This is a genomic window from Burkholderia sp. AU4i, assembly GCF_000466765.1.
Classification (GTDB): Bacteria; Pseudomonadota; Gammaproteobacteria; order Burkholderiales; family Burkholderiaceae; genus Burkholderia; species Burkholderia cepacia.
In genome coordinates this window covers 20,038-43,743 of record NZ_ASSI01000128.1, presented here as the reverse complement: position 1 = coordinate 43,743, position 23,706 = coordinate 20,038, and the positions used below count along the sequence as shown (strand labels likewise).

The following is a 23,706-nucleotide window of genomic DNA, read 5'->3' as shown; positions in this document are numbered from 1 at the left end:
ATGACCACCATCGATATCACCACGCTCACGAAGGTCGAGCGCAGCATCATCCTCTACGCGGAATCGTGCAGCGTCGACTACGGCGGATTGCTCGAAGGCATGCGCATGAACGCCCACGACCATGTCGCCCTGCGCAAGTTTGAGGCTCTCGGCATTCTTTCCTTCGGCCGCGTGCCCGCAAAGTTGCTCGGCCCGCTGTCGGACTTCGGGCGAAAGCCGACACACTGGGTCACGTTCACGGATGACGCATGGCAACTCGCACATGCACTGCGCCGCCAGCGCGCCGCGCGCGGATCGGCATCGCGTACGAAGGTCGACGAGGCGCTCGCCGAGCGCAGGACGGAGGCCGCATGACCGCCAACCATACGTCGCGCGCCGCCGCGCTGACCGATACCATCATGGAACAGGCGCAGGTCTACGCGTCCGCCTGGTCGCTGATCGATGGGCCGTTCGACCATGGGAACGCCCTCGCGACAGCCGAGCACGAGAAAGCCGAGCTCCACAACCTCGTCGGCAAGACGGTCGAAACGCTCGAGCAACACGCAGCGGCGCGCGTGCGGCCGTCGATTCTCGACGCGGCCGATGTTCTTCGGGATGCCGTGCAGGCGAACAGCATGCTCGCGATCGGCATCGTTCATGGCATCACATCCCTGGCCAGCGGGAAGCCCATCGCGCCGCTGAGCCTCGAAGGATTGCGCCGCGCGATCCTCACGCCGCGCGCGATCGTGCGCGATCAGGACGGCATGCTGTCGCACCCTGCTGTTCCGTACCTCGACGAGGACGTGAACTACGAGACATTCTTCGCCGCGTTCGGGATCGAAGCCGCGTTCATCCACATGGAGAACGACGTCGACGGCGATACGTACGACCGGTACTTCGCGTCCAACAACGCGAACTGCAGCTTCTGGACGCCGAGCGCGCCGACCGGTGACGGCTGGCTGCTGATCGAGATCTACGACACCGAGGACGGCCCGGTCGCGCTGTATGTGCGTGAGAAGAAATCCGAGTCCATCCGCGATCGCTCGAAACGCGAAGCAGGTGAAGGCGCTGCAACGACGAATGCAGTGCGCGACGTACTTTCCGAGCGAGACCGCCAAATCGAGCAGGAGGGCCACTCACGAGAGGACGATGATATCTACAACGACCAGGGCCAGCTCAGCTATGCCGCTGCCGGCTTGGCCGTTCTCGCGTCCAATGCGGCCACGGACGTCGTGTGCGGCCTTACTGGCGGCCTGACATACGCCGACGACTGCATCGGCTCGCCCGATCCATGGCCGCACGGCTGGCAGTACAAGCCGGCAACTCCTCGGCGAAACCTCGTGAAGGCCGCGGCGATGATCGTCGCGGAGATCGAACGCATCGACCGTGCGACTGCCAGTGCAGGAGACGCATCGTGAAAATGGCTCGTGCCTCCAAAGCCGACCTCGACGCAGCGCTCGACGTGTCGAACATCATCGAGCAGCTCGAGCAAGGCTACATGCCGTCGACCGACGAATCCGACGACCTCGAACGGTTCGACAGCGACGATCGTGAGCAGTGCAAGCGTGCGCTCGCCGCGATCCTCGACGCGGCCGAGAAAGGTTCGCTGTTCCGCGTCACGTTCGGCATGACCGTCGTGCTCGACCCGCGCAACGAGCTGCTCGACCCGGCCGCCGACACGCTCGAGCTGCACCCGAAGCTCGTGGCCGCGCTCGACGGCGCTGCGGTTATCCCTGCAGGCTTCGCGCTCGTGCCGGCCACACCGACACCCGAATGGGTGCTCCGCTACTGCGAGTTCACGAACCGCGACCCGGCCGGCACGCAGCACGCTTCGTCGATGGACGGCTGGGTCGAATCGAGCTTTGCGCAGGTTGCCGAGCGCGAGCTCGCCCTCGCGATCCAATCCGCGCCGCCGCCCGAGCGACACCCTGACGACCTGGCCGTTGACCGCTTCGCGGCGACGATGAAGGCGAAGCTCGCCGAGAAGCGAGCCGCCGGCCGCGGTGGCTGGGACGACCCGAAGCAGTGCCACGTCTCGACGCTCGCGCGCATGCTCGTCGAGCACGTCGCAAAAGGCGATCCAGTCGACGTCGGCAACTTCGCGATGATGCTCCACCAGCGTGCCGCCGGGCCGCTCGTGCTACCGGCCGCCCTCCACGTCTACACGCATCCGGAACCGCTGAAGGGAGGCAAGTGATGACGTACACGAAGAAGATCCCGGCCGCCGACCGTGTGCTCGCAGCGATGACGCCGGGCCAGATAGAATCGCCGTCCGATCTCGCGAAGCGTTTCGGCACATCCGCCGCGATCGTGCGAGGCGTGCTCGAGCAGCTCGCGACCGACGGCGCGCTCACCCGCGTGCGCTGCCTGCGCGTGAAACGGCCGAACTACATCATCGCGGGTACCGAGAAGCACACCGCGGCCCGCGACGGCTATGTCGGCGTGCCGGCCGCGCCGCGCACGCACTTCGTCATGACCGGCGACCTCGACGCCTATGCGTCCGAGATCCGGCGCCGCGCCGACCTTTGCATGATGGTGCGGCGATGAGCTGCGGCTACGACGGCAAGCACTTCGGTGCGTCGTACATCGACGCGATGTGCATCGACGGCTATCTCTGGGATCTGGATAGCTGCGACGAGCCCGGCGGCCCGCTGTTCAACGGCGGCGATATCCCATGCCCGAGCTGCAACACTGGCGAGTACGTCGAATACTGCGCACCGGACGTGTGGTCGAGCGGTAATTCGCGGCAGCGCCGCCGCGCGCGGCGGTCGCAACTCCGGGCGGTCAAGGCCAGCGTGCTGAAGCGGCTCGCCGCGGCAGGAGGTGCCCAATGAGCGCGATCATCAGCAGCTGCTGTGGCTACCGGTACCGCCTCGAGCGCGAGATCGCGCCGACCGGCATCGTCGTCGCGTTCTTCGGCGTCAACCCGTCCCGCGCAGACGCGAGCGTGCGCGACCAGACCGATCTGAAATGGACGGGCTTCGCGCACCGCTGGGGCGCGCGGAAGTACATCGCAGGCAACCCGTTCGCATGGCGCTCGCCGAACGTCCACGACCTGGTCGCCGTCGTCGATCCCATCGGTCCCGAGAACGACGCGCACCTCGCGCAGATCATCGCCGACGCCGATCTGCTCGTTCCTTGCTGGGGCGATCGCGGCAAGCTGCCGAAATGCATGCGGCCGCGCCTCGACGTCGTCGCCGGGATGCTGCGCGCCGCCGGCAAGCCAGTGAAGGTGTTCGGTCTGACCTCGAAAGGCGACCCGAAGCACCCGCTGTTCCTCGGGTATGACACCCCTCTCATCGAATGGAGCCGCCCGTGAAAGAACGCCCTATCCTGTTCAGCGGCCCGATGGTGCGCGCCATCATCGAGGGCCGTAAAACGCAGACGCGCCGCCCGGTGAAGTCGCAGCCTCCCGCGGAGACGCGCGACGTCTTCACGTTTCACCATCCAGACCCGCGCACGCACTTCTGGGCATTCGATGGCGGCTCCCTGCTCGATTGGGCCCAGCCGTGCCCATACGGCGAGGTCGGCGATCACCTGTACGTCCGCGAAACGTGGCAGCACAGCAATCATCCGCTCGGGCCATACGACGGCGACTGCCTGGTGTTCTACCGCGCCGATTACCTCGACGACCCGCACGGGCCCGACGGTGAGAAGTCACCGGAAGGCAAATACCGCGACTGGCGACCGTCGATCCATATGCCGCGAGCGGCGTCGCGCATCACGCTCGAGATCACCGGCGTGTGCGCCGAGCGCCTGCAGTGCATCGAATGGGACGAGGCGATCGCCGAAGGCATTCCCGATCCGCGGCGCGCCGCCCGGCGCGTCGATCCGGTCGTGGGCACTGTCGCGCAGTTCCGCAAGCTTTGGGACGGCTTGAACGCCGCGCGCGGTCACGGCTGGGATGCGAACCCGTGGGTGTGGGTTGTTGAATTTCGGAGGATCGAATCATGAGCCTCTATCTCACGACGCCGGAGCTGGCCGAGCTGGTCGGCTGCAAGCCGCGCAGCCACGCGTGCATGAAGCGCTGGCTCGAGCGCAATCACTGGCCGTTCGCGGTCAACATCGCCGGCGTGCCGCTCGTCGCGCGCGAGTATTACGACGCTCGCATGAACGGCACCGCGCCGCCGACGGCGCACGCGCGGCAGTCGCGCGCCGCCGCAGAACAAGAACCGAATTTCGACGCACTCGCAGCATGATCGGACGACGCAAACGGCCGGACGGATTGCCGTTCCGGCTCTACGCCAACTACGGAAAGCACAAGGTCAGCTTCGGCTACAAGCTGCCGAACGGCCGCTGGGCTTTCCGCCTGTCGGCGCCCGCGCACAACAAGGAAGCTCTGGCCGAGATCCGGAAGCAGGCGATCGAGCGCGCCGAAGCGCTAAACGGGAACGCGATCGAGCCCGGAACGGTCGAGGCGCTCGTCGCGCGGTACTTTGAGTGGCAGGACGGTCTGCCTCATACCGACGAGCGGCGCAAGGCACAGTCCACCCTCGACGAAAACCGAGTCGAGTCGAAGCGCCTGGTCAAGGTCTTCGGGAAGATGGCGCCGGCCGCGATCAAGCCCAAGCACGTGTATGGCTACCTTGACAAGCGTGCGCAGCTCGGCGCGCCGGCGAAGGCAAACAAGGAAATCGCCCTCCTGTCCGCGGTCCTTGAATACGGCCGGCGCCGCGGCGATCTCGAAACGAATCCGTGCCGCGGCATCGAGTACAACCCGACGCGGCCGCGCCAGCGGTATGTGACGCAGGACGAAATCGAACTCGCGGTCGAGGTCGCACGATCGCGGCGAAGCGTTGGCGACCAACACCCCAGCTCGGCATATCTGATTCTCGCGCTGTGCGTGCAGGCTGCGTACCTGACCGTCAGCCGTCCGACCGAGATGCGCGAGCTGCACCGCCAGGGCATCAAGCCGGAAGGCGTCGAGGTGCCGATCGGGAAACGGAAGGCCGGCGAGCAGCAGCGCGTGAAGCTCGTGCTGTGGTCGCCTGAGCTGAAGGCCGTGATCGACGAGGCGCTCGCGCTGCAGCGCACGTCGAGCGTGCACGTCTTCGGCAACACGGCCGGGCAGGTGTACACGCGCAGCGGATGGAACACGAACTGGTCGCGGCTGATGGGCTACTGCGAGAAGGAAGCGCAGGCGCGCGGTATACCGTTCGAGCGCTTCGCACTGCGCGACATGCGGCCGGCCGCCGTGACCGATCGCCAGGAGGAAGGCGACGACCGCATCATCGACGCGACGGGCCATGCAGACGAACGCATGGTGCGAAAGACATACGACCGCCGACGGCAAAGAAAAGTGCGCGCGACGCGTTAAAGCCGGAAATAAAAAAACCCGCTCAGTGGCGGGTTTTCTTTTTCGGAAGATCTTCCAAAATTTGGAATCTCATCTTCCAAAACTTGTAACGCGATCGATTAACCGTGCTGCAAGTCATTGAATTTGTTGGGGTGGCTGATGGGACTCGAACCCACGACGACAGGAATCACAATCCTGGACTCTACCAACTGAGCTACAGCCACCACTGTTACTGCTTTTTTTGTTCTTCGCTGCTTTTGTGTTTCAGCAGCGAAGAACAAGATTATACGAACACTTTTGAATCTTGCAAAGCTTTTTTTTCAAAAACTTCTTCGGCCTCGTTCAGATGCGCGCGCGCCTCGTCGAACACGGCCAGATCGCCGCGTGCGAGCTTCTTGTTGTCCGACAGCACACGACGCCAGCCACGTGCACCGGGCATGCCGCGATACAGTCCGAGCGCATGCCGCACGATCGCGCCGAGGTAGGTGCCGCGCTTCAGTTCGGCCGCGCAGTATTCGATCAGCTTCGCTTCGGCCTCTTCGCGCGTCGGCGTCGCTGCGGTCGACCCATAGAAGCGTGCATCGACCTCCGCGAGCACGTACGGGTTGTGATACGCCTCGCGGCCGAGCATCACGCCGTCTACATGCTCGAGATGCTGCGCAACCTCGTCGAGCGTCGTGATGCCGCCGTTGATGACGATCTCGAGCGAAGGAAAATCGCGCTTCAACCGATACGCATAGTCGTACTTGAGCGGCGGGATCTCACGGTTCTCTTTCGGCGACAACCCTTTCAGGATCGCATTGCGTGCATGCACGACGAACGTTTCGCAGCCAGCCTCGGCCACCGTGCCGACGAAGTCGCGCACGAATGCGTAGTCCTCGACCGCGTCGACACCGATCCGGTGCTTGACCGTGACCGGCACCGACACCGCATCGCGCATCGCCTTCACGCAGTCCGCGACGAGCTGCGGTTCGTTCATCAGGCACGCGCCGAACGCGCCGCGCTGCACACGCTCGGACGGACATCCGCAATTCAGGTTGATTTCGTCGTAGCCCCACTGCTCGCCGAGCTTCGCCGCGCGCGCAAGATCGTCGCGCTCGCTGCCGCCCAACTGCAGCGCGACCGGCGATTCGTTCGGCGTGAACGCAAGATGCCGCTGGGCATCGCCGAACAACAGCGCGCCCGTCGTGATCATTTCCGTATACAGCCACGTATCGCGCGTCAGCGTCCGGTGGAACGAACGGCAATGACGATCGGTCCAGTCGAGCATGGGCGCGACGGATACGCGGCGGGGAGGAAGCGAGGACGGTACGGACATGGATTTCGGGCAACAGGCCAGACGGCGCGGAAACAACCCGGCATTTTACCGCAACAGCGGGCAGGCCTGCCCGGCATGCACGCTACCCCTCGCCCAGCTCCGCATCGACCGCCCGCCGCGCCTCGTCCAGCACGCGCTCGATCACGCGTCGCTCGGTCAGCAGGATCCCGTCCACCTTGACGAGCCGCCAGTCGATCCGCACGGCATCGCCCTGCAGCACGCGGTAATGCACATGCTCGCCGTCCCAGACCTGCTCGGTCTTCACCTCGATCTCGAAGCCGCGGTACGGCTCGCTGAAATCGCCGAGGTCGCTGCCTCTCGGTTCCATCGCACGCTCCGTGGCGACGCAGCACCAGGCCGCCCGCGCGGCCGGCGCCGTGCGCTCAATCGTATTCGTCGGACAAAAAGGATTTGCCATCGGCCGTCAGGTCGACCCGGCCGGCCGCCGCCTGATAGATCAGCCCCTCGTTCAGCAACGCGTAGACGACGTCGTCGAACGCAGCGGGAACCGGCCGGCTTTCGCCGAACTGGTCGATCCATTTCAGCGCCTCGATGGCTTCGGGGGAAAGGATGGGGGTCATGCGTGGCCTCCGGCATCGGTGTCGCTCCATCCTAGCACTTCGTCCGGACGTCGAATACCAAGGCAAACGCGCTGCGCAAATGCCGGGCGGCGCCAACGGGCAGGTTGCCCGCGGCGCCGCCCGGCGCGGGACACACGCTCAGAGGCGTGCGATCGATACTTCGGTCGATTTCACGAGCGCGACGACTTCCGCGCCGACCTTCAGTTCGAGTTCGTCGACCGAACGGGTCGTGATCACCGACGTGACGATGCCGAACGGCGTCTCGACGTCGACCTCGGAGACCACGGATCCGCGAATGATCTCCTTCACCTTGCCCTTGAACTGGTTACGTACGTTGATTGCAGTGATGCTCATCAGGTTGATCGCTCCGAAGAAAAAGATTTCAGAACGGGCGGCCGCTGCCGCCCGGATTTAAACGGCCCAGCGGATCTGCCCGACCGGTCGAACGTTGTCTGCCTCGTGCACCTCGCCCGGTGCGTCCGCACCGGGCCCGCCGGCGAGCACGCGTTTCAGCACGCGGTCCTCCAGCGCCGCAAACGCGGCCGATGCGCGGGCGCGCGGCCGGTCGAGCGGCACCGGCTGATCCAGCGCCACGCGCCCCTGCTCGATGAGCAGGATGCGATCGCCGAGCGCGACGGCCTCCTGCACGTCGTGCGTAACGAGCAGCGCGGTGAACCGATGCTCACGCCACAACCGCTCGATCAGTGCATGCATCTCGATGCGGGTCAGCGCGTCGAGCGCGCCGAGCGGCTCATCGAGCAACAGCAGTTGCGGCCGGTGAACAAGCGCGCGGGCCAGTGCCACACGCTGCCGCTGGCCGCCCGACAGTTGCGCGGGCCAGTCGTTCGCACGCTCCAGCAGGCCGACTTCGTCGAGCACCGCGCGCGCTTTGTCGCGCGCGCCGCGTCCGAGGCCCAGCATCACGTTCTGCAGCACGGTCTTCCACGGCAGCAGGCGCGCATCCTGGTACATGATCCGCGTGTCGAGCACGCCGCCGCCTTCACCACGCGTCACGAGCGCGCCGCTGCTCGGCTGCTCGAGCCCGGCGACGAGACGCAGCAGGGTCGACTTGCCGCAGCCGCTGCGGCCGACAATCGCGACGAAGCTGCCGCGCGCGATGCCGAGTTCGACGTCGTCGAGCACCGTGCGTGCGCCGAAGCGCTTGCTGACACCCGACAGCGTCACCGCGTCGTCGGGTGCCGGGCTTCCTGCCCGCCGCCGTGCGAGCGGAACGATGGACGCACTGCCGTCACGGTCGAGGATCGCCGCATCCCGCGCGTCGCCGTCCGTGACACGCGCCTGCGCCAGTTCGACCTCGAGGTCTGCGCCGGCAAGCGGGCCGTAGGCGGCCGCCGAAGTCGTCGCATTCATGCCTTTGCTCCTGATTGATAAGCCGGGTGCCAGCGCAGCGTCACACGCTCGAGCCATTTCGCCAGCACGTCGGCCAGCTTGCCGAGCACCGCGTACAGCAGGATGCCGACCACCACCACGTCGGTTTGCAGGAATTCACGCGCATTCATCGTCATGTAGCCGATGCCCGATTGCGCCGAGATCGTTTCCGCGACGATCAGCATCACCCACATCAGCCCGAGCGCAAAACGCACGCCGACGAGAATCGACGGCAGCGCACCGGGCAGGATCACGTCGCGGTACAGCGCAAAGCCGCGCACGCCGTAGCTCTTCGCCATCTCGATCAGGTTGGCGTCGACCGATCGGATCCCGTGGTACGTGTTGATGTAGACCGGAAAGAACACCCCGAGCGCGACGAGGAACAGCTTCGCCTTCTCGTCGATGCCGAACCACAGGATCACGAGCGGAATCATCGCGAGCGCCGGGATGTTGCGGATCATCTGGATCGTCGAATCGAGCGCGACCTCGGCCGCCTTCGACAAGCCGGTCGCGAGCCCCAGCGCGAGGCCGACACCGCCGCCGATCGCGAAACCGAACAGTGCGCGCCATGTGCTGACTTTCACGTTCGCCCACATTTCCCCCGACGTCACGAGCGACCAGGCCGCTCGCACGACCGCCACGGGTTCGGGCAGCACGCGCGTCGACAGCCAGCCGACGCGGGCGCCGACTTCCCATGCCACCAGCAGCGCGAGCGGCACGAGCCACGGCGCGACGCCGCGCCACGCGCGGGCGGCCAGGGCCGCGCCCGTCGTCGACGTTTTCGTTGTCATCGCAGGCCTCCTGTCACTCAGCTCTGGGCTGCCTTCGGCAGATAGCTGTTGCCGACGATCTCGCCGAACGGGCCGGACAGCGGGCCGGTCGCCTTCGCCGCGCCGTTGCCCTTGATCAGCGGGAACACGAGTTCCGCGAAACGGTACGACTCCTCCAGGTGCGGATAACCGGACAGGATGAAGGTTTCGATGCCGAGATCCGCGTATTCGCGCATGCGCTCCGCGACCTGCTCCGGATTGCCGACGAGCGCGGTACCCGCGCCGCCGCGCACGAGGCCGACGCCGGCCCACAGGTTCGGATACACCTCGAGTGTCTCGCGGCCGCCGCGCTTGCCGCCGTGCAGCGCGGCCATCCGGCGCTGGCCTTCCGAATCCATGTTCGCGAACGCCTTCTGCGCGCGGGCGATGGTTTCGTCGTCGAGGCGGCTGATCAGGCGCTCCGCGTCGCGCCATGCTTCGTCCTCGGTCTCGCGCACGATCACGTGCAGACGAATCCCGAACTTGATCTTGCGGCCGCGGGCTTCCGCGCGGGCACGAATATCGGCGATCTTCTTTGCGACGGCCTCGGGCGGCTCGCCCCAGGTCAGGTAGGTGTCGATGTGATCGGCCGCGATCTGATGCGCGGCCGGCGACGAACCGCCGAACCACAGCGGCGGATGCGGACGCTGCACGGGCGGATACAGCGCCTTGCCGCCCTTCGACTGCAGGTGCTTGCCGATGTAGTCGAACCCGCCGTTGTCGTGCGACGCGGACAGCAGCCCGCGCCAGATGTTCAGGAAGTCGTCGGTGATTTCGTAGCGCGTGTCGTGATCGGCGAACAGGCCGTCACCCTCGAGTTCGGCGGCATCGCCGCCCGTCACGACGTTGATCAGCAGGCGGCCCCCCGACAGACGGTCGAATGTCGCGGCCATCCGCGCCGACAGCCCGGGCGACGCGATACCGGGGCGGATCGCGACCAGGAACTTCAGGCGCTGCGTCGCCGGGATCAGGCTCGACGCAACGACCCACGCGTCCTCGCAGGAACGGCCGGTCGGCAGCAGCACGCCCTCGTAGCCGAGCGTGTCGGCCGCAACCGCCACCTGCTTGAAGTAATCGTAATCCGCGGCGCGTGCACCTTCGGCCGTACCGAGATAACGGCTGTCGCCGTGCGTGGGGATAAACCAGAACACATTCATCTGCTGCTCCTGCTTGACTGTCCTTGCCGGAATTTGAAAAAACACCGCCCTGCTCGCGTCGCGGATCAGCGGCGCATGCATGGTGTGCGTTCGAATCGGGATGGTTCGCCGGTCAGGCCGTGCAGCGGGCGAGGACGCGATTGCACGGCTGTTTCTGGGAAATCAGTCTAGGGATCGGTACAGGGCTTTGGAACGATTTTTTTGAGCTTAGGTTTTCCGCTTTCGTGATTAGCACGACGCTGGAGCGAATATCACCGCGAGCGGGCCCTATAATGGCGCACCTATCCGAATAACTCCGCGCGTACAGCCCCGGCCGTGCGCGCCTGCGGTGCACTCATCGATGCAGAAAGTCATCCTGCCATTCCTGTCCGGCTTCCTGGCCGCCCTGTTCTTCCGCGAAGCCACGCTCGCACTCCTTCATACGGCCGACCTGATCGCCGCAACCGGCTTCTCCACGCAGCCGTTCGCGCCGCTCGGCATTCCTGAATTTGTCGCGAATGCGCTGATCAGCGCATGCTGTGCGATCCCGATGGCGTGGCTGCTGCGCGTCTCGCCGGAACGCGAGGCATCGTGGATCGGCGCGCTCGTGTTCGGCGGCATCGTGCTGACGGCCGCCCGCGTGTTCGCGATCGATCCGCTGCGCGGGATCTGGCCGTCGGGCAACATGATGCCCGTGCTCGCCGCCGGCTTCGCGGCAAACGCGGTATGGGGCTTCGGCGCGCTCGTGTTCATGCGCGCGTTCATGTCGGACGACGCCGGCGACGAGTAACGCGGACGCCACGCCCTTCGGCCGCCGGGCGGTCGACATCCATGCAAAAGGCCGCCTGCACCTGCAGGCGGCCTTTTCGTTTCCGGCTCGCGCGTCGGTCGGCCCGACGTCAGTCCTGCAGATTCCGCAGCGGATGCGTGTCAGGTGTCCACGGGCTGTCGAACATCGCGAGCACGTCTGCACGATCGATATCGGCGGACGACTTGAAGCGCCAGACCGGCTGGTGGTCCTTGTCGACGATCAGCGCGCGCACGCCTTCGATCACGTCGCCGCGCGCGAACGTCGAGCGCGTGAGGTCGAGATCGCGCCGCAGGCAATCGGCCATCGTCGCGCCGCGTGCACGTTCGACGACTTCGAGCGACACGGCCATCGACAGCGGCGACAACTGTTCGCGCATCGCGTGGGTCGCCTTCTCGACCCATCCGTCGACGGCCGCGCAATCCTGCTCGGCGTCGAGCGACGCGAGAATCGCGCCGATGTCGGGCTGCGCGAAATGCCGGTCGATCCCCGCGCGCGCGTCGGCCAGCGCCGACGTGTCGGGCGTCGGCACGACCTTGTGTGCGGCGGCCGCTTCGGCTACGCACGCGACGGCCTGCGCGCCGCTGTCGATGCGCACGTGGCGCAGCGTGTCGAGCAGCGCCGGCAGCGCGGCATCGGGCAGATAGACGTCGGCGAGCTGCGCGTACAGCGCGCCGGCCGCGTCGAGCGTCGCGCCGGTCACGGCGAGATAGCGGCCGATCGCGCCGGGTGTGCGCGCGAGGAACCAGCTCATCCCGACATCCGGGAACAGGCCGATGCGCGTTTCCGGCATCGCCATCTTCGTCGAGTCGGTCACGACACGCAGGCCGCCCGTATGCCGCGCCGCCTGCGAAATGCCCATGCCGCCGCCCATCACGACGCCGTGCATCAGCGCGATGTAAGGCTTCGGATAGGTGAAGATCGCGTGGTTCAGCGTGTATTCGTCGATGAAGAACGTATCGACCGCATCGCGGTCCCCGCGCTGCCATGCGTCATGGAAGAAGCGCACGTCGCCGCCCGCGCAGAACGCGCGCGGATGCGGGCTGTGCACGACGATCGCGACGACCTCGGGATCGTCGCGCCACGCGTCGAGCGCCTGCTGCATCAGCCGGATCATGCCGACCGACAGCGCGTTCAGCGCCTTTGGGCGGTTCAGTTCGAGAAAACCGATGCGGTTCGCGACATACGCGCGTACGTCGGGCTGGGCGGATTCGGCGGAACCGGCTGCGGAAGTGGGGGTGGAATCGGTCATGAGGGCCATCCGGCAAATGGCAGTCGCACGCTCAGTGCGCCTGCATCTTCGAAAACAGGTTCAGCACGACGACGCCCGCGATGATCAGGCCGAGGCCGATCACGGCCGGCAGGTCCGGCACCTGGCGATAGAGCAGCATCGCGACGAGCGTGATCAGCACGATGCCGGCACCCGACCAGACGGCATAGATGATGCCGACGGGCATCGTGCGCAACGTGAGCGACAGGCAGTAGAACGCGATGCCGTAGCCGGCGACGACGAGCGCCGACGGCCAGAAGCGCGTGAAGCCGTCCGCCGCGCGCAGCGCGGACGTGCCGACCACTTCCGCGACGATCGCGATCGCGAGCCATGCGTAACCGGGAAGCTGCATCGCTCAGCTCCTTGCGAGGGCCAGCACGGCGTAGTCGTGGCCGAGCTCGGCACACAGCACCTCGACGACGAATTCGTGATCCGCGCGCTGCGGCAGCCCGGACGCGGTGATCGAGCCGATCACGCCGGCGCCGGCGACGGTCAGCGGAAACGAACCCCCGTGCGCCGAATACTCGGCGATCGGCAGCCCGTGCTTGTCCGCCAGCGTCGCGCCCGCCTGCTGCATGCGCAGGCCGATGGCGTACGAACTGCGGCGGAAATGCGCGACGACGTTGCACTTGCGGCGCACCCAGTCGGCATTGTCGGGCGTCGCGCCGTCGAGCGCCGCGTAGAACAGCGGCTGGCCGAACGTGACGATGTCGAGCGCGACCGCATGGCCGCGAGACGCCGCGAGCGCATGCATCCGGTTGCCGAGCGCCCACGCGCGGGCCGGGTCGAAATGGGGAAACACGAGCGCCTGTTCCTGCGCGCCGATCGATTGCAGATCGTGAGCGATGTCCATGAATCCGTCGATGCAGTAATGAGAGTTGCAACGGCGCCGATGCGATCGCGCACGGCGTCGCTGGCGAAGAGGCGAAACAAACCGTTCGATTCTAGCGCACGCGCCCGACGTACCGTCCCTACAAGACACGACACGCGATTGTCAGAAAGTGCTTGCACCCGTTCGGGTAACTCCTTATAATTCATTTCTTCGACGGACGCGGGGTGGAGCAGTCTGGCAGCTCGTCGGGCTCATAACCCGAAGGTCGTAGGTTCAAATCCTACCCCCGCAACCAACGTCCAGATTCATGCAAAAAGCCCGGCTCCGTGCCGGGCTTTTTGTTTTCCCGTCGCATTTCCCGCCCCTCTTCGCGCATCCGCACCTTCCGCTTCGCGCGACACGCGGCCGGCATGCGCAGGCGTTCGAGAATGCCGCGACCCGGTGATACACTCGCATCACCTCGTCCCTTCCACTCGACATGAAATTCTGCTCCGTCTGCGGTCACGAAGTCATCGCGCGCATTCCTCCGGGCGACAACCGCGAGCGCTTCGTCTGCGATCACTGCGGCACGATCCACTATCAGAATCCGCGCAACGTCGTCGGAACGGTCCCGGTCTGGGGCGATCAGATCCTGCTGTGCCGCCGCGCGATCGAACCGCGCTACGGGTTCTGGACGCTGCCCGCGGGCTTCATGGAAATGGGCGAGACGACGGCCGAAGCCGCCGCGCGCGAAACGCTCGAGGAAGCCGGTGCGCGCGTCGAGGTGCAGAACCTGTTCACGCTGCTCAACGTGCCGCACGTGCACCAGGTCCACCTGTTCTACCTCGCGCGGCTCACCGATCCGGGATTCGAAGCCGGCGAGGAAAGCCTCGAAGTGAAGCTGTTCGACGAAGCCGACATCCCGTGGGACGAAATCGCGTTCCCGACCGTCAGCCAGACCCTGCGATTCTTCTTCGCCGATCGCGCCGCCGGCGACTACGGCGTGCACACCGGCGATATCTTCCGCTCGCTGCGCAACGGCTGAGCCCTCGCCCCATGGTCCCCTGGCTCGGCCCGGACGATCCGTTTCCGCCCATCGAACGCGCGCTCGGCCCCGCGACCGGCGCGCCGGGGCTGCTCGCCGCGAGCGCCGACCTGCTGCCGTCGCGCCTCATCGACGCATACCTGCGCGGCATCTTCCCGTGGTATTCGGACGGCCAGCCCGTGCTGTGGTGGAGCCCCGACCCGCGCATGATCCTCGTGCCGGCCGAGTTCAAGGTGTCGCCTTCGCTGCGCAAGACGCTGAAGCGCGTGCTGCGCGAGCCCGAATGGGAAGTGCGCGTCGACCACGACTTTCCGGGCGTGATGCGCGCCTGCGCGCAGGCGCCGCGCCGCGGGCAGCGCGGCACGTGGATCACGGCCGAGATCATCGATGCATACACGTCGCTCTACCGGTCCGGCAACGCGCACAGCATCGAGACCTGGCACGACGGGCGACGCGTCGGCGGCCTGTACGGCGTGTCGTTCGGGCGGATGTTTTTCGGCGAGTCGATGTATGCGGACGCGACCGACGCATCGAAAATCGCGCTGGCCACGCTCGTCGCGCACCTTCGCGAGCAGGGGCTGGAAATGATAGACTGCCAGCAGAATACGTCGCATCTAGCGTCGCTCGGCGGCCGCGAGATCGCACGCAAGGCCTTTGTCGCTCACGTGCGCAGCGCGGTAGCCGAACCGCCGATTCCGTGGCAGTTCGACAAGCGCGTGCTCGCCGCGCTGACGGGCCGCGCCGAAACGGCGCCTCCCTCCGGAATCGAGCGCTAGCGCGGCACTCCCTCCCTGCAACGAGAGCTGCCCATGACTCATCCGACTGAGCTGCCGCTTTCACCGCTTTCGGCGCTGCAATTCTATGCAACGGCGCCCTATCCGTGCAGCTATCTGGACGGCCGCGTCGCGCGCTCGCAAGTCGCGACGCCGAGCCACCTGATCAATTCCGACATCTATACCGAGCTCGTGAAGGCCGGCTTCCGGCGTTCGGGCGTCTTCACATACCGCCCGTACTGCGACGGCTGCCGTGCCTGCGTGCCGGTGCGCGTCCCCGTCGACGCGTTCGCGCCGTCGCGTACGCAGCGCCGGATGTGGAAGCGGCACCGCACGCTCGTCGCGACGGTTTCGCCGCTGCACTACGACGAAGAGCACTACGCGCTCTACATGCGCTACCAGTCCGCACGCCACGCGGGCGGCGGCATGGATCGCGACAGCCGCGACCAGTACGAGCAATTCCTGCTGCAGAGCCGGATCAATTCGCGCCTCGTCGAATTCCGCGACCTCGACACACCGGGCGGCGAGCCCGGCAGGCTGCGCATGGTCAGCATGATCGACATCCTCGGCGACGGACTGTCGTCCGTTTACACGTTCTTCGAGCCCGACGACCAGCACACGAGTTACGGCACCTACAACATCCTGTGGCAGATCGAGCAGGCCAAGAGCCTCGGCCTGCCCTACGTGTATCTCGGATACTGGATCCGCGAGAGCCCGAAGATGGCCTACAAGGCGAACTTCCACCCGCTCGAAGGGCTGATCGACGGCCGCTGGAAGATACTCGATCCGGATCGGATCGACCTGCCGCCCGTCGACGCGGCACTGGCCCGCGCGCCATTGCCGGGCGGACATTCCGGCTCGGGCTGACGCGCGCTGCAGGGGCGAGGACGCGAAGCGCGCCCCTGCCGCTCAACTCCCGGTAAAATAGCGGGTTGTCATCCATTCCGGCTGTCCGCCCTATTCCCGTGTTCAGTTCCCTTTATCCGCTGGCCCGCGCATCCCTGTTCAAGATGGATGCGGAAGACGCTCACCACCTCACGCTGCGCGCGCTCGGCGCGGCCGGCCGCACGGGCCTTGCCTGCGCGCTGTCGGCCCGCGTGCCCGACGCGCCGCGCACCGTGATGGGGCTCACGTTCCGCAACCCGGTCGGCCTCGCGGCAGGCCTCGACAAGGACGGCGCGGCCATCGACGGCCTTGCGGCACTCGGCTTCGGCTTCATCGAGGTCGGTACGGTCACGCCGCGTCCGCAGCCCGGCAACCCGCGCCCGCGGATGTTCCGCCTGCCGCAGGCCGAGGCACTGATCAACCGGATGGGCTTCAACAATCACGGTGTCGACCAGTTCGTGAAGAACGTCCAGGCTGCCCGCTATCGGGGCATCCTCGGCCTGAACATCGGCAAGAACGCCGATACGCCGATCGAGCGCGCCGCAGAGGATTACCTGTACTGCCTCGAGCGCGTGTACCCGTTCGCGAGCTACGTAACGATCAACATCTCGTCGCCGAACACGAAGAACCTGCGCCAGCTGCAGGGCGCGGGCGAGCTCGACGCGCTGCTCGCGGCGCTGAAGGACAAGCAGCAGCGCCTCGCCGACCTGCACGGCAAGCTCGTGCCGCTCGCGCTGAAGATCGCCCCCGATCTCGACGACGAACAGGTCAAGGAAATCGGCGACACGTTGCTGCGCCACAAGATCGAGGCGGTCATCGCCACCAACACGACGCTGTCGCGCGCGGCCGTCCAGGGCCTGCCGCATGCGGACGAAGCCGGCGGCCTGTCGGGCCGCCCCGTGTTCGACGCGTCGAACGAAGTGATCCGCAAGCTGCACGCCGAAGTCGGCAGCGAAGTGCCCATCATCGGCGTCGGCGGCATTTTCTCGGGCGAGGACGCCCGTGCGAAGCTCGCGGCCGGCGCAGCGCTCGTGCAGCTCTATACCGGCTTCATCTACCGCGGCCCCGCGCTCGTCGCGGAATGCGTGAAGGCCGTCGCCCGCGAACGCACCGCGTAATATAGGCATAAACAAACGGTATTTAGAGGCCGATTGCATTTTTGCTATCATCGGCCCTCGTTACCAGAATCAATGACCCGGACAGGGCAAGGAAACACACGATGAAGATTGCGCTGCTGAAGAAGCTGCTGGTTGCCGGCCTGGTCGGCACGTCGCTCGCTGCCGCCACCGCGCATGCGGCCGACCTCCTCGACCAGGTGAAACAACGCGGCACGCTGCGGGTCGGCCTCGAAGGCACGTTCCCGCCGTTCAACTCGAAGAACCCGCAAGGCGAACTCGTCGGCTTCGACGTCGACATCGCGAAAGCCGTGGCCGCGAAGCTCGGCGTGAAGGCGGAATTCGTGACGACCGAATGGAGCGGCATCATTGCGGGTCTGCAGGCCGGCAAGTTCGACGTGATCTCCAACCAGGTCGGCATCACCGACAAGCGCAAGGAAACGCTCGACTTCTCGCCGCCTTACACGTTTTCGTCCGCGCAGCTGATCCAGCGCAAGGACGACACGCGCGAGTTCAAGTCGCTGGATGACCTGAAGGGCAAGAAGCTCGGCGTCGCGCTCGGCACGAACTACATGGACATGGCGAAGTCGGTGCCCGGCATCGACGTGAAGACGTACCCGGGCGCGCCCGAGTACCTGCGCGATCTCGCGGCCGGCCGACTCGACGCCGCGCTCAACGACCGCCTGATGCTCGCGTACCTGACGAAGAATTCGCAACTGCCGCTGCGCCCGGGCGCGAACGTCGGCTCGGCGAACCCGTCGGGCATCCCGTTCAAGAAGGGCAACCCGAAGTTCCAGAAGGCGATCGACGACGCGATGGCGCAACTTGAGGCCGACGGCACGTTCACGAAGATCTCCGACAAATGGTTCGGCATCGACGTGACGAAACCGATCAAGTAAGCACGCCTGCATTTCCCGCCGGACGGCGGGCCGGAAAGGGCGGCATCCGTAACGATGCCGCCCTTTGTTTTGTTCGTCCGGTTTATGATTGCGCTTTCGCGCACGCATTCGATTCGTATTCCATGTCGACAACGTCCCTGCTCGTCCAATCGCTGCCGGTGCTCGCCCAGGGTGCCGTGCTGACCGTCAAGTTCGCCGTGCTGTCGATGGTGTTCGGCCTGCTTGGCGCCGTCGTGCTCGCGATGATGGGCATCCGGCAAAGCGAAGCGCTCGACGGCTTCGAACGCATCTGGGTCAACGCGCTCGCGTGGCTGGCACGCGCGTACGTGAGCCTGATGCGCGGCACGCCGCTGCTCGTGCAGATCTTCGTCATCTATTACGGGCTGCCGAGCCTCGGCATCTCGCTCGACCCGACGCCCGCCGGCGTCATCGCGCTGTCCGCGAACGTCGCGGCGTACATGTCGGAAAGCATGCGCGGCGCGATCAACGGGATCGCGCGCGGCCAATGGCTCGCCGCGTACAGCCTCGGGCTGTCGTGGGGGCAAACGCTGCGCTACGTGATCGGTCCGCAGGCGCTGCGCATCGCGGTGCCGAGCCTGTCGAACAGCCTGATCAGCCTGATCAAGGACACGTCGCTCGTGTCCGTGATCACCGTGACCGAACTGCTGCGCAGTGCGCAGGAAGTGATCGCGGCGACCTATCAGCCGCTGCCGCTTTATCTCGCCGCCGCGGCCGTGTACTGGATCCTGTGCCAGGTCCTCGAATGGGTGCAGCGCTGGTACGAAAAACGCCTGTCGCTGCCGACGCGGCACTGAGCACGGCCGTTCGCCGGGCCGCCCGCGCGCGCCCGGCGCCTTCCTTCCCGCTTACTCGCCCGAATAGCGCACGCCGAGCGCCGCTCGCGCGGCATCGGTCATCGCGATCATCTGCCGCGAATGGTCGTGCGTCATGATCGGGCTTTCGGTCTTGCCCGCGCGCAGCAGGTCGCAGAAGTGCGCGGTCTCGTAGTTCAATCCGCCGCCTTCAGCCGGCGTGTCGAGTTCGACGGTGCGCCCGTCCGCATAGCTGATCGTCGCGCGCTCCGGGTTCCACCACTTCTCGTGAATCGTCACATGGCCGCCGGCTGCGGCGATCAGCGCGTCGCCCCGCCCCATCACGTCGAGCCCGCAAAAAAGCTGGGCGATCCCGCCGTGCGCATGCGCGCTGTTCAGGCTCGCGAACAGGTCGACACCCGTCGCGCCGACGCGGCCGAGCGTCTGTACGTCGAGCGCCGCACCGAGCCAGTCGACCGCGAGAAAGGTCTCGTAGATCCCGATATCGAGCAGCGCACCGCCCGCGCGATCGAGGCGATAGACGGAATGGTCGCCAGGGACCGACGACGACGCGCACCCTGCCCGTACGAGCCGGATCTCGCCGATCGGATCGTCCTGCAGGTGCGCGCGCAACTGACGGTACAGCGGGAAGAACGGCGGCTTCATCGCCTCCATGAAAAGCCGCCCGGCGTCGCGTGCCGCTTGCAGCACGGTGTCGAGCTGCGCCGCGTTCAGCGTCGCGGGTTTTTCGCACAGCACGGCCTTGCCGGCGGCAAGCGCGGCCAGCGTGTACTGCGCGTGACTGTCATGGAGCGTCGCGATGTAGACCGCGTCGATATCGCTCGCGAGGAGTGCTTCGAGGCTGGCGGCAGGAGAACCGCCGTGCGCGCCGCAAAAGGCTGCCGCGGCGTCCGCGCGGCGGGCCCAGGCACCGGCGAGCGTGGCGCCCGGCACATGTGCGAGGCTTTGCGCGAAGCGGCGCGCAATGCTGCCTGCGCCGATGATGCCGAAGCGCACCGGGCGATGGTCGTTGTCGTTCATCCTGATCTTCCGTGTCGGTCGTATGACGGTGGCCGGCACGCTGCCGGCCGGACGTCATGATAAACGGCCCGGCGGCACACGGATGAGCGAAACGCGCCGCGTCAGGCGCGCATGGGCACGTCGACGGAGAAATCGCGCGAGATCTCGTCGGCGCTGAAATCGATCAGCGCGAGCGAAGCGGCTTCGGCTTCGCGCGGATCGCGCCGCTCGATTGCGTCGACCACACGCGCATGCGCCTTCACCACGACGTCGTGCGCGCCCTCCTTCTGCACGACACGCGGATTCACGAGGCGCACCGCGCCGCGTACGATCGCCGCCATCTGCTGGAAGAACTGGTTACCGCTCGCCTGAACGATCCGCGTGTGCAGCAACTCGTCCGCCGTGTCGTAGCCGGGGTCACCCGGCTGCAGCACCTTGAAGGCATCGAACGCTTCACGGATGCCCGCGATGTCCGCCGCCGTTGCGCGCACCGCCGCCTGCGCGGTCGCGCGCGGTTCGATCAGCATCCGGAATTCGATGACGTCGCGCATGAACTGCGGATCGGGTTTCGCCCGGAAGCGCCAGCTCACCACGTCTTCGTCGATCATGCGCCAGTCGCGCATCGGCCGCACGCGCGTGCCGACTTTCGGACGCACGTCGAGCATGTCGCGCGCAAGCAACATCGACAACGCTTCCCGCATCACGGTGCGACTCACATCGAACTCTTTCGACAGCACGTCCTGCGGCGGCAAGATGCCGCCGTACTTGTCTTCGACGATACCCGAGACAAGCCCATCCATCACTTTGGCGACCAGTGACCGGTCTTTGCCCTGCTCCATGACACCTCCCCGTGCGTCGATTTGCGAACACCTGCTCCGCAGTTCCGCCGGCCCTGGTTACGACTGTTCTTATGATCTATAAGTTGATGAGTTCGAGGACATTTCGCTATCTGGTAAACACCTGACAGGGTTATCCCTCTTTTTGACGGGGTGATTTATACGGCTAAAAATAAGGCCCGGGAAGCGCATTGCGCCTACCGGGCCCCGAATTCCACAAGATTTAAACATTCAGTTCATTACGGTACATGGCATACCGTTACGGACTGCTTTCCATATCTTTCAATTAGCCGAATAAACGATCGTTTCAACGCCGTTTTCCGTGCCGAGCAAGCACAGATTCGCGCCGCGCTCGGCGAACAGGCCGACCGTCACGACGCCCGGCCATGCGTTCACCTGCGCTTCGAAGCCGCGCGGGTCGGCGATCTGCAGCCCCTTCACGTCGATGATCTCGTTACCGTTGTCGGTGATGTACGGCGCACCGTCCTTCGTCACGCGCAGCACGGGCACGCCGCCGAGTGTCGTCACGCGCCGGCCGATCGCCGTGCGTGCCATCGGCACGACTTCGATCGGCAGCGGGAACGCGCCGAGCACCGGCACGCGCTTGCTGGCGTCAGCGATGCAGACGAACGTGTCGGCCACCGATGCGACGATCTTCTCGCGCGTGAGCGCACCGCCGCCGCCCTTGATCATCGCGCCGCCCGCGTCGATCTCGTCGGCGCCATCGACGTACACCTGCAGCGAGTCGACCTCGTTCAGGTCGAACACCTTGATGCCGTGCGATTTCAGGCGTTCGGTCGTGGCGACGGAGCTCGACACGGCGCCGCGATAGCGCGCCTTGACGACGGCGAGCGCGTCGATGAAGCAGTTGGCGGTCGAGCCGGTGCCGACGCCGATCACGGCACCTTCCGGCACGTTCTGGATCACGTAGTCGGCGGCGGCCTGGCCGACGAGGCGTTTGAGTTCGTCTTGAGTCATGGAGTGGTAAAGCTGCGGGATTGCGGAAAACCGCCAGTTTACCGGAGTCGGATGACGGCCCGCGTTTTTCGGCGTGCGGTGCGCCGCGGGTTCAGGGCTCACCTGCCGCGGGCGCATGGTCCGCGGGTTGCGTGCCGGCGAAGTACTTGTCGAGCAACGCCTGCGCGATCGCATCGGTTTCGGCGTCCGGATCACCCGCGTAGTCGGCCGGCCTGAAATGCATCTGAAACGCCGCGAACACGCGTCGCGTACGTTCGTCGAGCACGCCGTCGGTCGCCACGTCGTAGCCGTAGCGCGCGAGCTTGAGCTGCAGTTCGCGCACGTCGACCGGCGCATGCGGATCACGACCGGCGAGCCGCGCCGCCACGGTCGCGGCGTCCGGCCACGCACCGACACCGGCCTGCGCCAACGCATGCCACGGGAACAGCGGCCCCGGATCGATCTTGCGTTGTGGCGCGATGTCGCTGTGCCCGACCACGCGCGTCGGCGGAATCGCGTAGCGCGCGACGATGTCCTTCGACAGCCGGGTCAGCGCGGCGACCTGCTCGGGCGGATACGGCTGCCAGGTGCGGTTCTGCGGATCGAGCGGGCCGCGGTTCACGTTCTCGATGCCGATCGACACCGCGTTCAGCTCGGTCGTGCCCTGCCACTCGCTGACGCCCGCGTGCCATGCGCGCTCCGATTCCGGAACGAGCTGGTAGACGACGGGCAGCCCGCGCTCGATGCGCGGCTGAGGCGGGATCACGTAATGCACGCTGACCGAATCGCCCGTCAGCGTGCGCAGCGATTTCGCCTCGTCGCTTTCGGTGTAATGCATCACGAGAAAGCGGATCCGCGAATCGGCACCGCGCGCGTGCAGGCTCGTGTCGGCATAGTAGGTGCCGCGTTCGACGAGCGTCGGCGACGTGCAGGCAGCCAGCAGGCACAGCACGGCGCAGGATGCGCCTATGCGGAACAGGGTCATCGGTCGCGCGCTCCGGAGGGCCGCGTGCCGCACCGGATCGCGGCACGCGTCGTTCGGGTCATTCGAGGCCCGCGCAAGCCGCGCGGGACGGGCTGCGTCAGCCCTTCACGCGCCGCTGGCGCACGGCTTCGTACAGGCACACGCCGCTTGCGACCGACACGTTCAGGCTTTCGACGCTGCCGGCCATCGGAATGCTCATCACTTCGTCGCAGGTGTCGCGCGTGAGCCGGCGCATGCCTTCGCCTTCCGCGCCCATCACGAGCGCGACGGGGCCGTCGAGCTTCGTTTCGTAGAGCGTTGCCGAGGCTTCGTCCGACGTGCCGATGACCCACACGCCGGCGTCCTTCAGCTCGCGCAGCGCACGGGCGAGGTTCGTCACCGTGATGTACGGCACCGTATCGGCCGCGCCGCTCGCCACCTTGGCGGCGGTCGCGTTCAGGCCGACCGCACGGTCGCGCGGCGCGATCACCGCGTGCGCACCGGCCGAATCGGCGACACGCAGGCATGCGCCGAGGTTGTGCGGATCGGTGACGCCGTCGAGCACCAGCAGCAGCGCGGGGCCCTGGATGCCGTCGAGCAGTTCGGACAGGTTCTGCGCGAGCGGGATGTCCTCGACACGCGCGACGACGCCCTGGTGGCGCTCGGTATGTGCGAGGCCCCACAGACGCGTTTCATCGGCCGCGATCAGCCGCACGCCCGCTTCCTTCGCGGCGTGCAGGAAGTCCTGCATGCGGCGGTCGCGGCGCGTCTGGTCGTACAGCACCTCCGCAACCGTCGATGCATCGTGCCGCAAACGTGCGGTCACCGCATGAAAACCGTAAAGAACCTTCAGACGTGACATGACTGGAACAACCTTCGATCAAACGTGCGGCCGCGCGACGCGCGCAGCCGCGATCCATGGAAAAGGAAAGCGCCGCGTTGCCGGCCGATGACCGGTGACGCGGCGTCTCTCGATACTGCAGGGCGTGCGCATGGCGCCGCC

31 protein-coding genes and 2 tRNA genes are annotated in these 23,706 nt (G+C 66.3%); 17 read left to right on the top strand and 16 right to left on the bottom strand.

Annotated features, from left to right (window positions below):
• Genes L810_RS27515 through L810_RS27470 form a run of 9 tightly spaced genes read left to right on the top strand, consistent with a single transcriptional unit; the run spans position 1 to position 5,296 of the window.
• On the top strand, positions 1 to 354 hold the full coding sequence (locus L810_RS27515) for a hypothetical protein (RefSeq protein ID WP_021161580.1): 354 nt from the start codon (positions 1 to 3) through the stop codon (positions 352 to 354).
• On the top strand, positions 351 to 1,397 hold the full coding sequence (locus L810_RS44125; protein ID WP_021161579.1) for a hypothetical protein: 1,047 nt from the start codon (positions 351 to 353) through the stop codon (positions 1,395 to 1,397). Before L810_RS27515 ends, L810_RS44125 begins: the two co-directional genes overlap by 4 nt.
• A complete protein-coding gene (locus L810_RS49260; RefSeq protein WP_021161578.1) occupies positions 1,394 to 2,176 on the top strand; it encodes a hypothetical protein in 783 nt (260 codons plus the stop codon). The genes L810_RS44125 and L810_RS49260 overlap by 4 nt, the downstream gene beginning before the upstream one ends.
• Positions 2,176 to 2,526 carry a hypothetical protein gene (locus L810_RS27495; protein WP_021161577.1) on the top strand — a complete coding sequence of 117 codons (351 nt, stop codon included), beginning with the start codon at positions 2,176 to 2,178 and terminating at the stop codon, positions 2,524 to 2,526. The genes L810_RS49260 and L810_RS27495 overlap by 1 nt, the downstream gene beginning before the upstream one ends.
• Positions 2,523 to 2,813 carry a hypothetical protein gene (locus L810_RS27490; protein ID WP_021161576.1) on the top strand — a complete coding sequence of 97 codons (291 nt, stop codon included), beginning with the start codon at positions 2,523 to 2,525 and terminating at the stop codon, positions 2,811 to 2,813. Before L810_RS27495 ends, L810_RS27490 begins: the two co-directional genes overlap by 4 nt.
• Positions 2,810 to 3,298 (top strand): DUF1643 domain-containing protein, encoded by a 489-nt coding sequence (locus L810_RS27485; protein WP_021161575.1) that lies wholly within the window; start codon positions 2,810 to 2,812, stop codon positions 3,296 to 3,298. Before L810_RS27490 ends, L810_RS27485 begins: the two co-directional genes overlap by 4 nt.
• Positions 3,295 to 3,933: a hypothetical protein gene (locus L810_RS27480; RefSeq protein WP_021161574.1), complete on the top strand. Its 639-nt coding sequence runs from the start codon at positions 3,295 to 3,297 to the stop codon at positions 3,931 to 3,933. The genes L810_RS27485 and L810_RS27480 overlap by 4 nt, the downstream gene beginning before the upstream one ends.
• On the top strand, positions 3,930 to 4,178 hold the full coding sequence (locus tag L810_RS27475) for a DUF4224 domain-containing protein (protein ID WP_021161573.1): 249 nt from the start codon (positions 3,930 to 3,932) through the stop codon (positions 4,176 to 4,178). Before L810_RS27480 ends, L810_RS27475 begins: the two co-directional genes overlap by 4 nt.
• Complete coding sequence (locus L810_RS27470) at positions 4,175 to 5,296, top strand: hypothetical protein (RefSeq protein WP_021161572.1); 1,122 nt, start codon at positions 4,175 to 4,177, stop codon at positions 5,294 to 5,296. The genes L810_RS27475 and L810_RS27470 overlap by 4 nt, the downstream gene beginning before the upstream one ends.
• Before the next feature lie 127 nt (positions 5,297 to 5,423).
• On the opposite strand, the gene L810_RS27465 is transcribed toward L810_RS27470, so the two are convergent.
• The 8 genes from L810_RS27465 to ssuD form a co-directional block, all read right to left on the bottom strand.
• Positions 5,424 to 5,499: transfer RNA gene (locus L810_RS27465), tRNA-His, on the bottom strand.
• Between the two features lie 59 nt (positions 5,500 to 5,558).
• Positions 5,559 to 6,545: a tRNA dihydrouridine(20/20a) synthase DusA gene (gene dusA, locus L810_RS27460; RefSeq protein ID WP_021161571.1), complete on the bottom strand. Its 987-nt coding sequence runs from the start codon at positions 6,543 to 6,545 to the stop codon at positions 5,559 to 5,561.
• 130 nt (positions 6,546 to 6,675) lie between these two features.
• Positions 6,676 to 6,921: a hypothetical protein gene (locus L810_RS27455; RefSeq protein WP_021161570.1), complete on the bottom strand. Its 246-nt coding sequence runs from the start codon at positions 6,919 to 6,921 to the stop codon at positions 6,676 to 6,678.
• Positions 6,922 to 6,976: 55 nt separating this feature from the next.
• Positions 6,977 to 7,174 (bottom strand): hypothetical protein, encoded by a 198-nt coding sequence (locus L810_RS27450; protein ID WP_021161569.1) that lies wholly within the window; start codon positions 7,172 to 7,174, stop codon positions 6,977 to 6,979.
• 138 nt (positions 7,175 to 7,312) lie between these two features.
• Positions 7,313 to 7,528, bottom strand: a complete 216-nt coding sequence (locus tag L810_RS27445) for a TOBE domain-containing protein (protein ID WP_006476104.1) — start codon at positions 7,526 to 7,528, stop codon at positions 7,313 to 7,315.
• 57 nt (positions 7,529 to 7,585) lie between these two features.
• Positions 7,586 to 8,545: an ATP-binding cassette domain-containing protein gene (locus L810_RS27440; protein ID WP_021161568.1), complete on the bottom strand. Its 960-nt coding sequence runs from the start codon at positions 8,543 to 8,545 to the stop codon at positions 7,586 to 7,588.
• Positions 8,542 to 9,354: an aliphatic sulfonate ABC transporter permease SsuC gene (gene ssuC / locus L810_RS27435; RefSeq protein WP_021161567.1), complete on the bottom strand. Its 813-nt coding sequence runs from the start codon at positions 9,352 to 9,354 to the stop codon at positions 8,542 to 8,544. The genes L810_RS27440 and ssuC overlap by 4 nt, the downstream gene beginning before the upstream one ends.
• 17 nt (positions 9,355 to 9,371) lie before the next feature.
• A complete protein-coding gene (ssuD, locus tag L810_RS27430) occupies positions 9,372 to 10,529 on the bottom strand; it encodes an FMNH2-dependent alkanesulfonate monooxygenase (RefSeq protein ID WP_027787631.1) in 1,158 nt (385 codons plus the stop codon).
• Positions 10,530 to 10,869: 340 nt separating this feature from the next.
• Between ssuD and L810_RS27425 the strand changes: the two genes are divergently transcribed.
• On the top strand, positions 10,870 to 11,298 hold the full coding sequence (locus L810_RS27425) for a hypothetical protein (protein ID WP_006484223.1): 429 nt from the start codon (positions 10,870 to 10,872) through the stop codon (positions 11,296 to 11,298).
• Positions 11,299 to 11,407: 109 nt separating this feature from the next.
• Here the strand turns inward: L810_RS27425 and L810_RS27420 are convergent, their stop codons facing one another.
• The 3 genes from L810_RS27420 to L810_RS27410 are packed head-to-tail and all read right to left on the bottom strand — an operon-like array spanning position 11,408 to position 13,439.
• Positions 11,408 to 12,568: an enoyl-CoA hydratase/isomerase family protein gene (locus L810_RS27420; protein WP_021161566.1), complete on the bottom strand. Its 1,161-nt coding sequence runs from the start codon at positions 12,566 to 12,568 to the stop codon at positions 11,408 to 11,410.
• A 31-nt stretch (positions 12,569 to 12,599) separates the two neighbouring features.
• Positions 12,600 to 12,938, bottom strand: coding sequence for a DMT family transporter (locus tag L810_RS27415; RefSeq protein WP_021161565.1), 339 nt, complete (start codon positions 12,936 to 12,938; stop codon positions 12,600 to 12,602).
• 3 nt (positions 12,939 to 12,941) lie between these two features.
• On the bottom strand, positions 12,942 to 13,439 hold the full coding sequence (locus tag L810_RS27410) for a heme-degrading domain-containing protein (RefSeq protein ID WP_021161564.1): 498 nt from the start codon (positions 13,437 to 13,439) through the stop codon (positions 12,942 to 12,944).
• Between the two features lie 197 nt (positions 13,440 to 13,636).
• Between L810_RS27410 and L810_RS27405 the strand changes: the two genes are divergently transcribed.
• The 7 genes from L810_RS27405 to L810_RS27375 all read left to right on the top strand — a co-directional run bounded on the left by L810_RS27405 (position 13,637) and on the right by L810_RS27375 (position 18,929).
• Positions 13,637 to 13,713, top strand: a tRNA-Met gene (locus L810_RS27405).
• A gap of 183 nt (positions 13,714 to 13,896) precedes the next feature.
• Complete coding sequence (locus L810_RS27400; protein ID WP_021161562.1) at positions 13,897 to 14,442, top strand: NUDIX hydrolase; 546 nt, start codon at positions 13,897 to 13,899, stop codon at positions 14,440 to 14,442.
• 11 nt (positions 14,443 to 14,453) lie between these two features.
• Positions 14,454 to 15,218: a leucyl/phenylalanyl-tRNA--protein transferase gene (gene aat, locus L810_RS27395; protein ID WP_021161561.1), complete on the top strand. Its 765-nt coding sequence runs from the start codon at positions 14,454 to 14,456 to the stop codon at positions 15,216 to 15,218.
• A gap of 33 nt (positions 15,219 to 15,251) precedes the next feature.
• Positions 15,252 to 16,082: an arginyltransferase gene (locus L810_RS27390; RefSeq protein ID WP_021161560.1), complete on the top strand. Its 831-nt coding sequence runs from the start codon at positions 15,252 to 15,254 to the stop codon at positions 16,080 to 16,082.
• A gap of 98 nt (positions 16,083 to 16,180) precedes the next feature.
• A complete protein-coding gene (locus L810_RS27385) occupies positions 16,181 to 17,218 on the top strand; it encodes a quinone-dependent dihydroorotate dehydrogenase (RefSeq protein WP_021161559.1) in 1,038 nt (345 codons plus the stop codon).
• Between the two features lie 101 nt (positions 17,219 to 17,319).
• Positions 17,320 to 18,114 (top strand): cystine ABC transporter substrate-binding protein, encoded by a 795-nt coding sequence (locus L810_RS27380; protein WP_021161558.1) that lies wholly within the window; start codon positions 17,320 to 17,322, stop codon positions 18,112 to 18,114.
• 122 nt (positions 18,115 to 18,236) lie between these two features.
• Entirely contained in the window at positions 18,237 to 18,929 is a 693-nt protein-coding gene (locus L810_RS27375) for an amino acid ABC transporter permease (RefSeq protein WP_039358850.1), read from the top strand.
• A 51-nt stretch (positions 18,930 to 18,980) separates the two neighbouring features.
• On the opposite strand, the gene L810_RS27370 is transcribed toward L810_RS27375, so the two are convergent.
• The 5 genes from L810_RS27370 to rlmB all read right to left on the bottom strand — a co-directional run bounded on the left by L810_RS27370 (position 18,981) and on the right by rlmB (position 23,565).
• Complete coding sequence (locus L810_RS27370) at positions 18,981 to 19,967, bottom strand: Gfo/Idh/MocA family protein (RefSeq protein ID WP_021161557.1); 987 nt, start codon at positions 19,965 to 19,967, stop codon at positions 18,981 to 18,983.
• Positions 19,968 to 20,068: 101 nt separating this feature from the next.
• Positions 20,069 to 20,785, bottom strand: a complete 717-nt coding sequence (locus L810_RS27365) for a FadR/GntR family transcriptional regulator (RefSeq protein ID WP_021161556.1) — start codon at positions 20,783 to 20,785, stop codon at positions 20,069 to 20,071.
• 279 nt (positions 20,786 to 21,064) lie between these two features.
• Positions 21,065 to 21,760, bottom strand: coding sequence for a ribose-5-phosphate isomerase RpiA (rpiA, locus tag L810_RS27360; RefSeq protein WP_042976403.1), 696 nt, complete (start codon positions 21,758 to 21,760; stop codon positions 21,065 to 21,067).
• Between the two features lie 91 nt (positions 21,761 to 21,851).
• The gene (locus tag L810_RS27355) at positions 21,852 to 22,724 is read right to left on the bottom strand and encodes an N-acetylmuramoyl-L-alanine amidase (protein ID WP_042976402.1); all 873 of its coding nucleotides are present in this window, start codon (positions 22,722 to 22,724) and stop codon (positions 21,852 to 21,854) included.
• A 97-nt stretch (positions 22,725 to 22,821) separates the two neighbouring features.
• A complete protein-coding gene (rlmB, locus tag L810_RS27350; RefSeq protein ID WP_021161555.1) occupies positions 22,822 to 23,565 on the bottom strand; it encodes a 23S rRNA (guanosine(2251)-2'-O)-methyltransferase RlmB in 744 nt (247 codons plus the stop codon).
• Positions 23,566 to 23,706: the final 141 nt, after the last annotated feature.

Coding starts and splice junctions, on each gene's coding strand:
- L810_RS27515 (WP_021161580.1), top strand. CDS start 1: ATGACCACCATCGATATCACCACGCTCACGAAGGTCGAGCGCAGCATC.
- L810_RS44125 (WP_021161579.1), top strand. CDS start 351: ATGACCGCCAACCATACGTCGCGCGCCGCCGCGCTGACCGATACCATC.
- L810_RS27495 (WP_021161577.1), top strand. CDS start 2,176: ATGACGTACACGAAGAAGATCCCGGCCGCCGACCGTGTGCTCGCAGCG.
- L810_RS27490 (WP_021161576.1), top strand. CDS start 2,523: ATGAGCTGCGGCTACGACGGCAAGCACTTCGGTGCGTCGTACATCGAC.
- L810_RS27485 (WP_021161575.1), top strand. CDS start 2,810: ATGAGCGCGATCATCAGCAGCTGCTGTGGCTACCGGTACCGCCTCGAG.
- L810_RS27475 (WP_021161573.1), top strand. CDS start 3,930: ATGAGCCTCTATCTCACGACGCCGGAGCTGGCCGAGCTGGTCGGCTGC.
- L810_RS27470 (WP_021161572.1), top strand. CDS start 4,175: ATGATCGGACGACGCAAACGGCCGGACGGATTGCCGTTCCGGCTCTAC.
- dusA (WP_021161571.1), bottom strand. CDS start 6,545: ATGCTCGACTGGACCGATCGTCATTGCCGTTCGTTCCACCGGACGCTG.
- L810_RS27455 (WP_021161570.1), bottom strand. CDS start 6,921: ATGGAACCGAGAGGCAGCGACCTCGGCGATTTCAGCGAGCCGTACCGC.
- L810_RS27450 (WP_021161569.1), bottom strand. CDS start 7,174: ATGACCCCCATCCTTTCCCCCGAAGCCATCGAGGCGCTGAAATGGATC.
- L810_RS27445 (WP_006476104.1), bottom strand. CDS start 7,528: ATGAGCATCACTGCAATCAACGTACGTAACCAGTTCAAGGGCAAGGTG.
- L810_RS27440 (WP_021161568.1), bottom strand. CDS start 8,545: ATGAATGCGACGACTTCGGCGGCCGCCTACGGCCCGCTTGCCGGCGCA.
- ssuC (WP_021161567.1), bottom strand. CDS start 9,354: ATGACAACGAAAACGTCGACGACGGGCGCGGCCCTGGCCGCCCGCGCG.
- ssuD (WP_027787631.1), bottom strand. CDS start 10,529: ATGAATGTGTTCTGGTTTATCCCCACGCACGGCGACAGCCGTTATCTC.
- L810_RS27425 (WP_006484223.1), top strand. CDS start 10,870: ATGCAGAAAGTCATCCTGCCATTCCTGTCCGGCTTCCTGGCCGCCCTG.
- L810_RS27420 (WP_021161566.1), bottom strand. CDS start 12,568: ATGACCGATTCCACCCCCACTTCCGCAGCCGGTTCCGCCGAATCCGCC.
- L810_RS27415 (WP_021161565.1), bottom strand. CDS start 12,938: ATGCAGCTTCCCGGTTACGCATGGCTCGCGATCGCGATCGTCGCGGAA.
- L810_RS27410 (WP_021161564.1), bottom strand. CDS start 13,439: ATGGACATCGCTCACGATCTGCAATCGATCGGCGCGCAGGAACAGGCG.
- L810_RS27400 (WP_021161562.1), top strand. CDS start 13,897: ATGAAATTCTGCTCCGTCTGCGGTCACGAAGTCATCGCGCGCATTCCT.
- aat (WP_021161561.1), top strand. CDS start 14,454: ATGGTCCCCTGGCTCGGCCCGGACGATCCGTTTCCGCCCATCGAACGC.
- L810_RS27390 (WP_021161560.1), top strand. CDS start 15,252: ATGACTCATCCGACTGAGCTGCCGCTTTCACCGCTTTCGGCGCTGCAA.
- L810_RS27380 (WP_021161558.1), top strand. CDS start 17,320: ATGAAGATTGCGCTGCTGAAGAAGCTGCTGGTTGCCGGCCTGGTCGGC.
- L810_RS27375 (WP_039358850.1), top strand. CDS start 18,237: ATGTCGACAACGTCCCTGCTCGTCCAATCGCTGCCGGTGCTCGCCCAG.
- L810_RS27370 (WP_021161557.1), bottom strand. CDS start 19,967: ATGAACGACAACGACCATCGCCCGGTGCGCTTCGGCATCATCGGCGCA.
- L810_RS27365 (WP_021161556.1), bottom strand. CDS start 20,785: ATGGAGCAGGGCAAAGACCGGTCACTGGTCGCCAAAGTGATGGATGGG.
- rpiA (WP_042976403.1), bottom strand. CDS start 21,760: ATGACTCAAGACGAACTCAAACGCCTCGTCGGCCAGGCCGCCGCCGAC.
- L810_RS27355 (WP_042976402.1), bottom strand. CDS start 22,724: ATGACCCTGTTCCGCATAGGCGCATCCTGCGCCGTGCTGTGCCTGCTG.
- rlmB (WP_021161555.1), bottom strand. CDS start 23,565: ATGTCACGTCTGAAGGTTCTTTACGGTTTTCATGCGGTGACCGCACGT.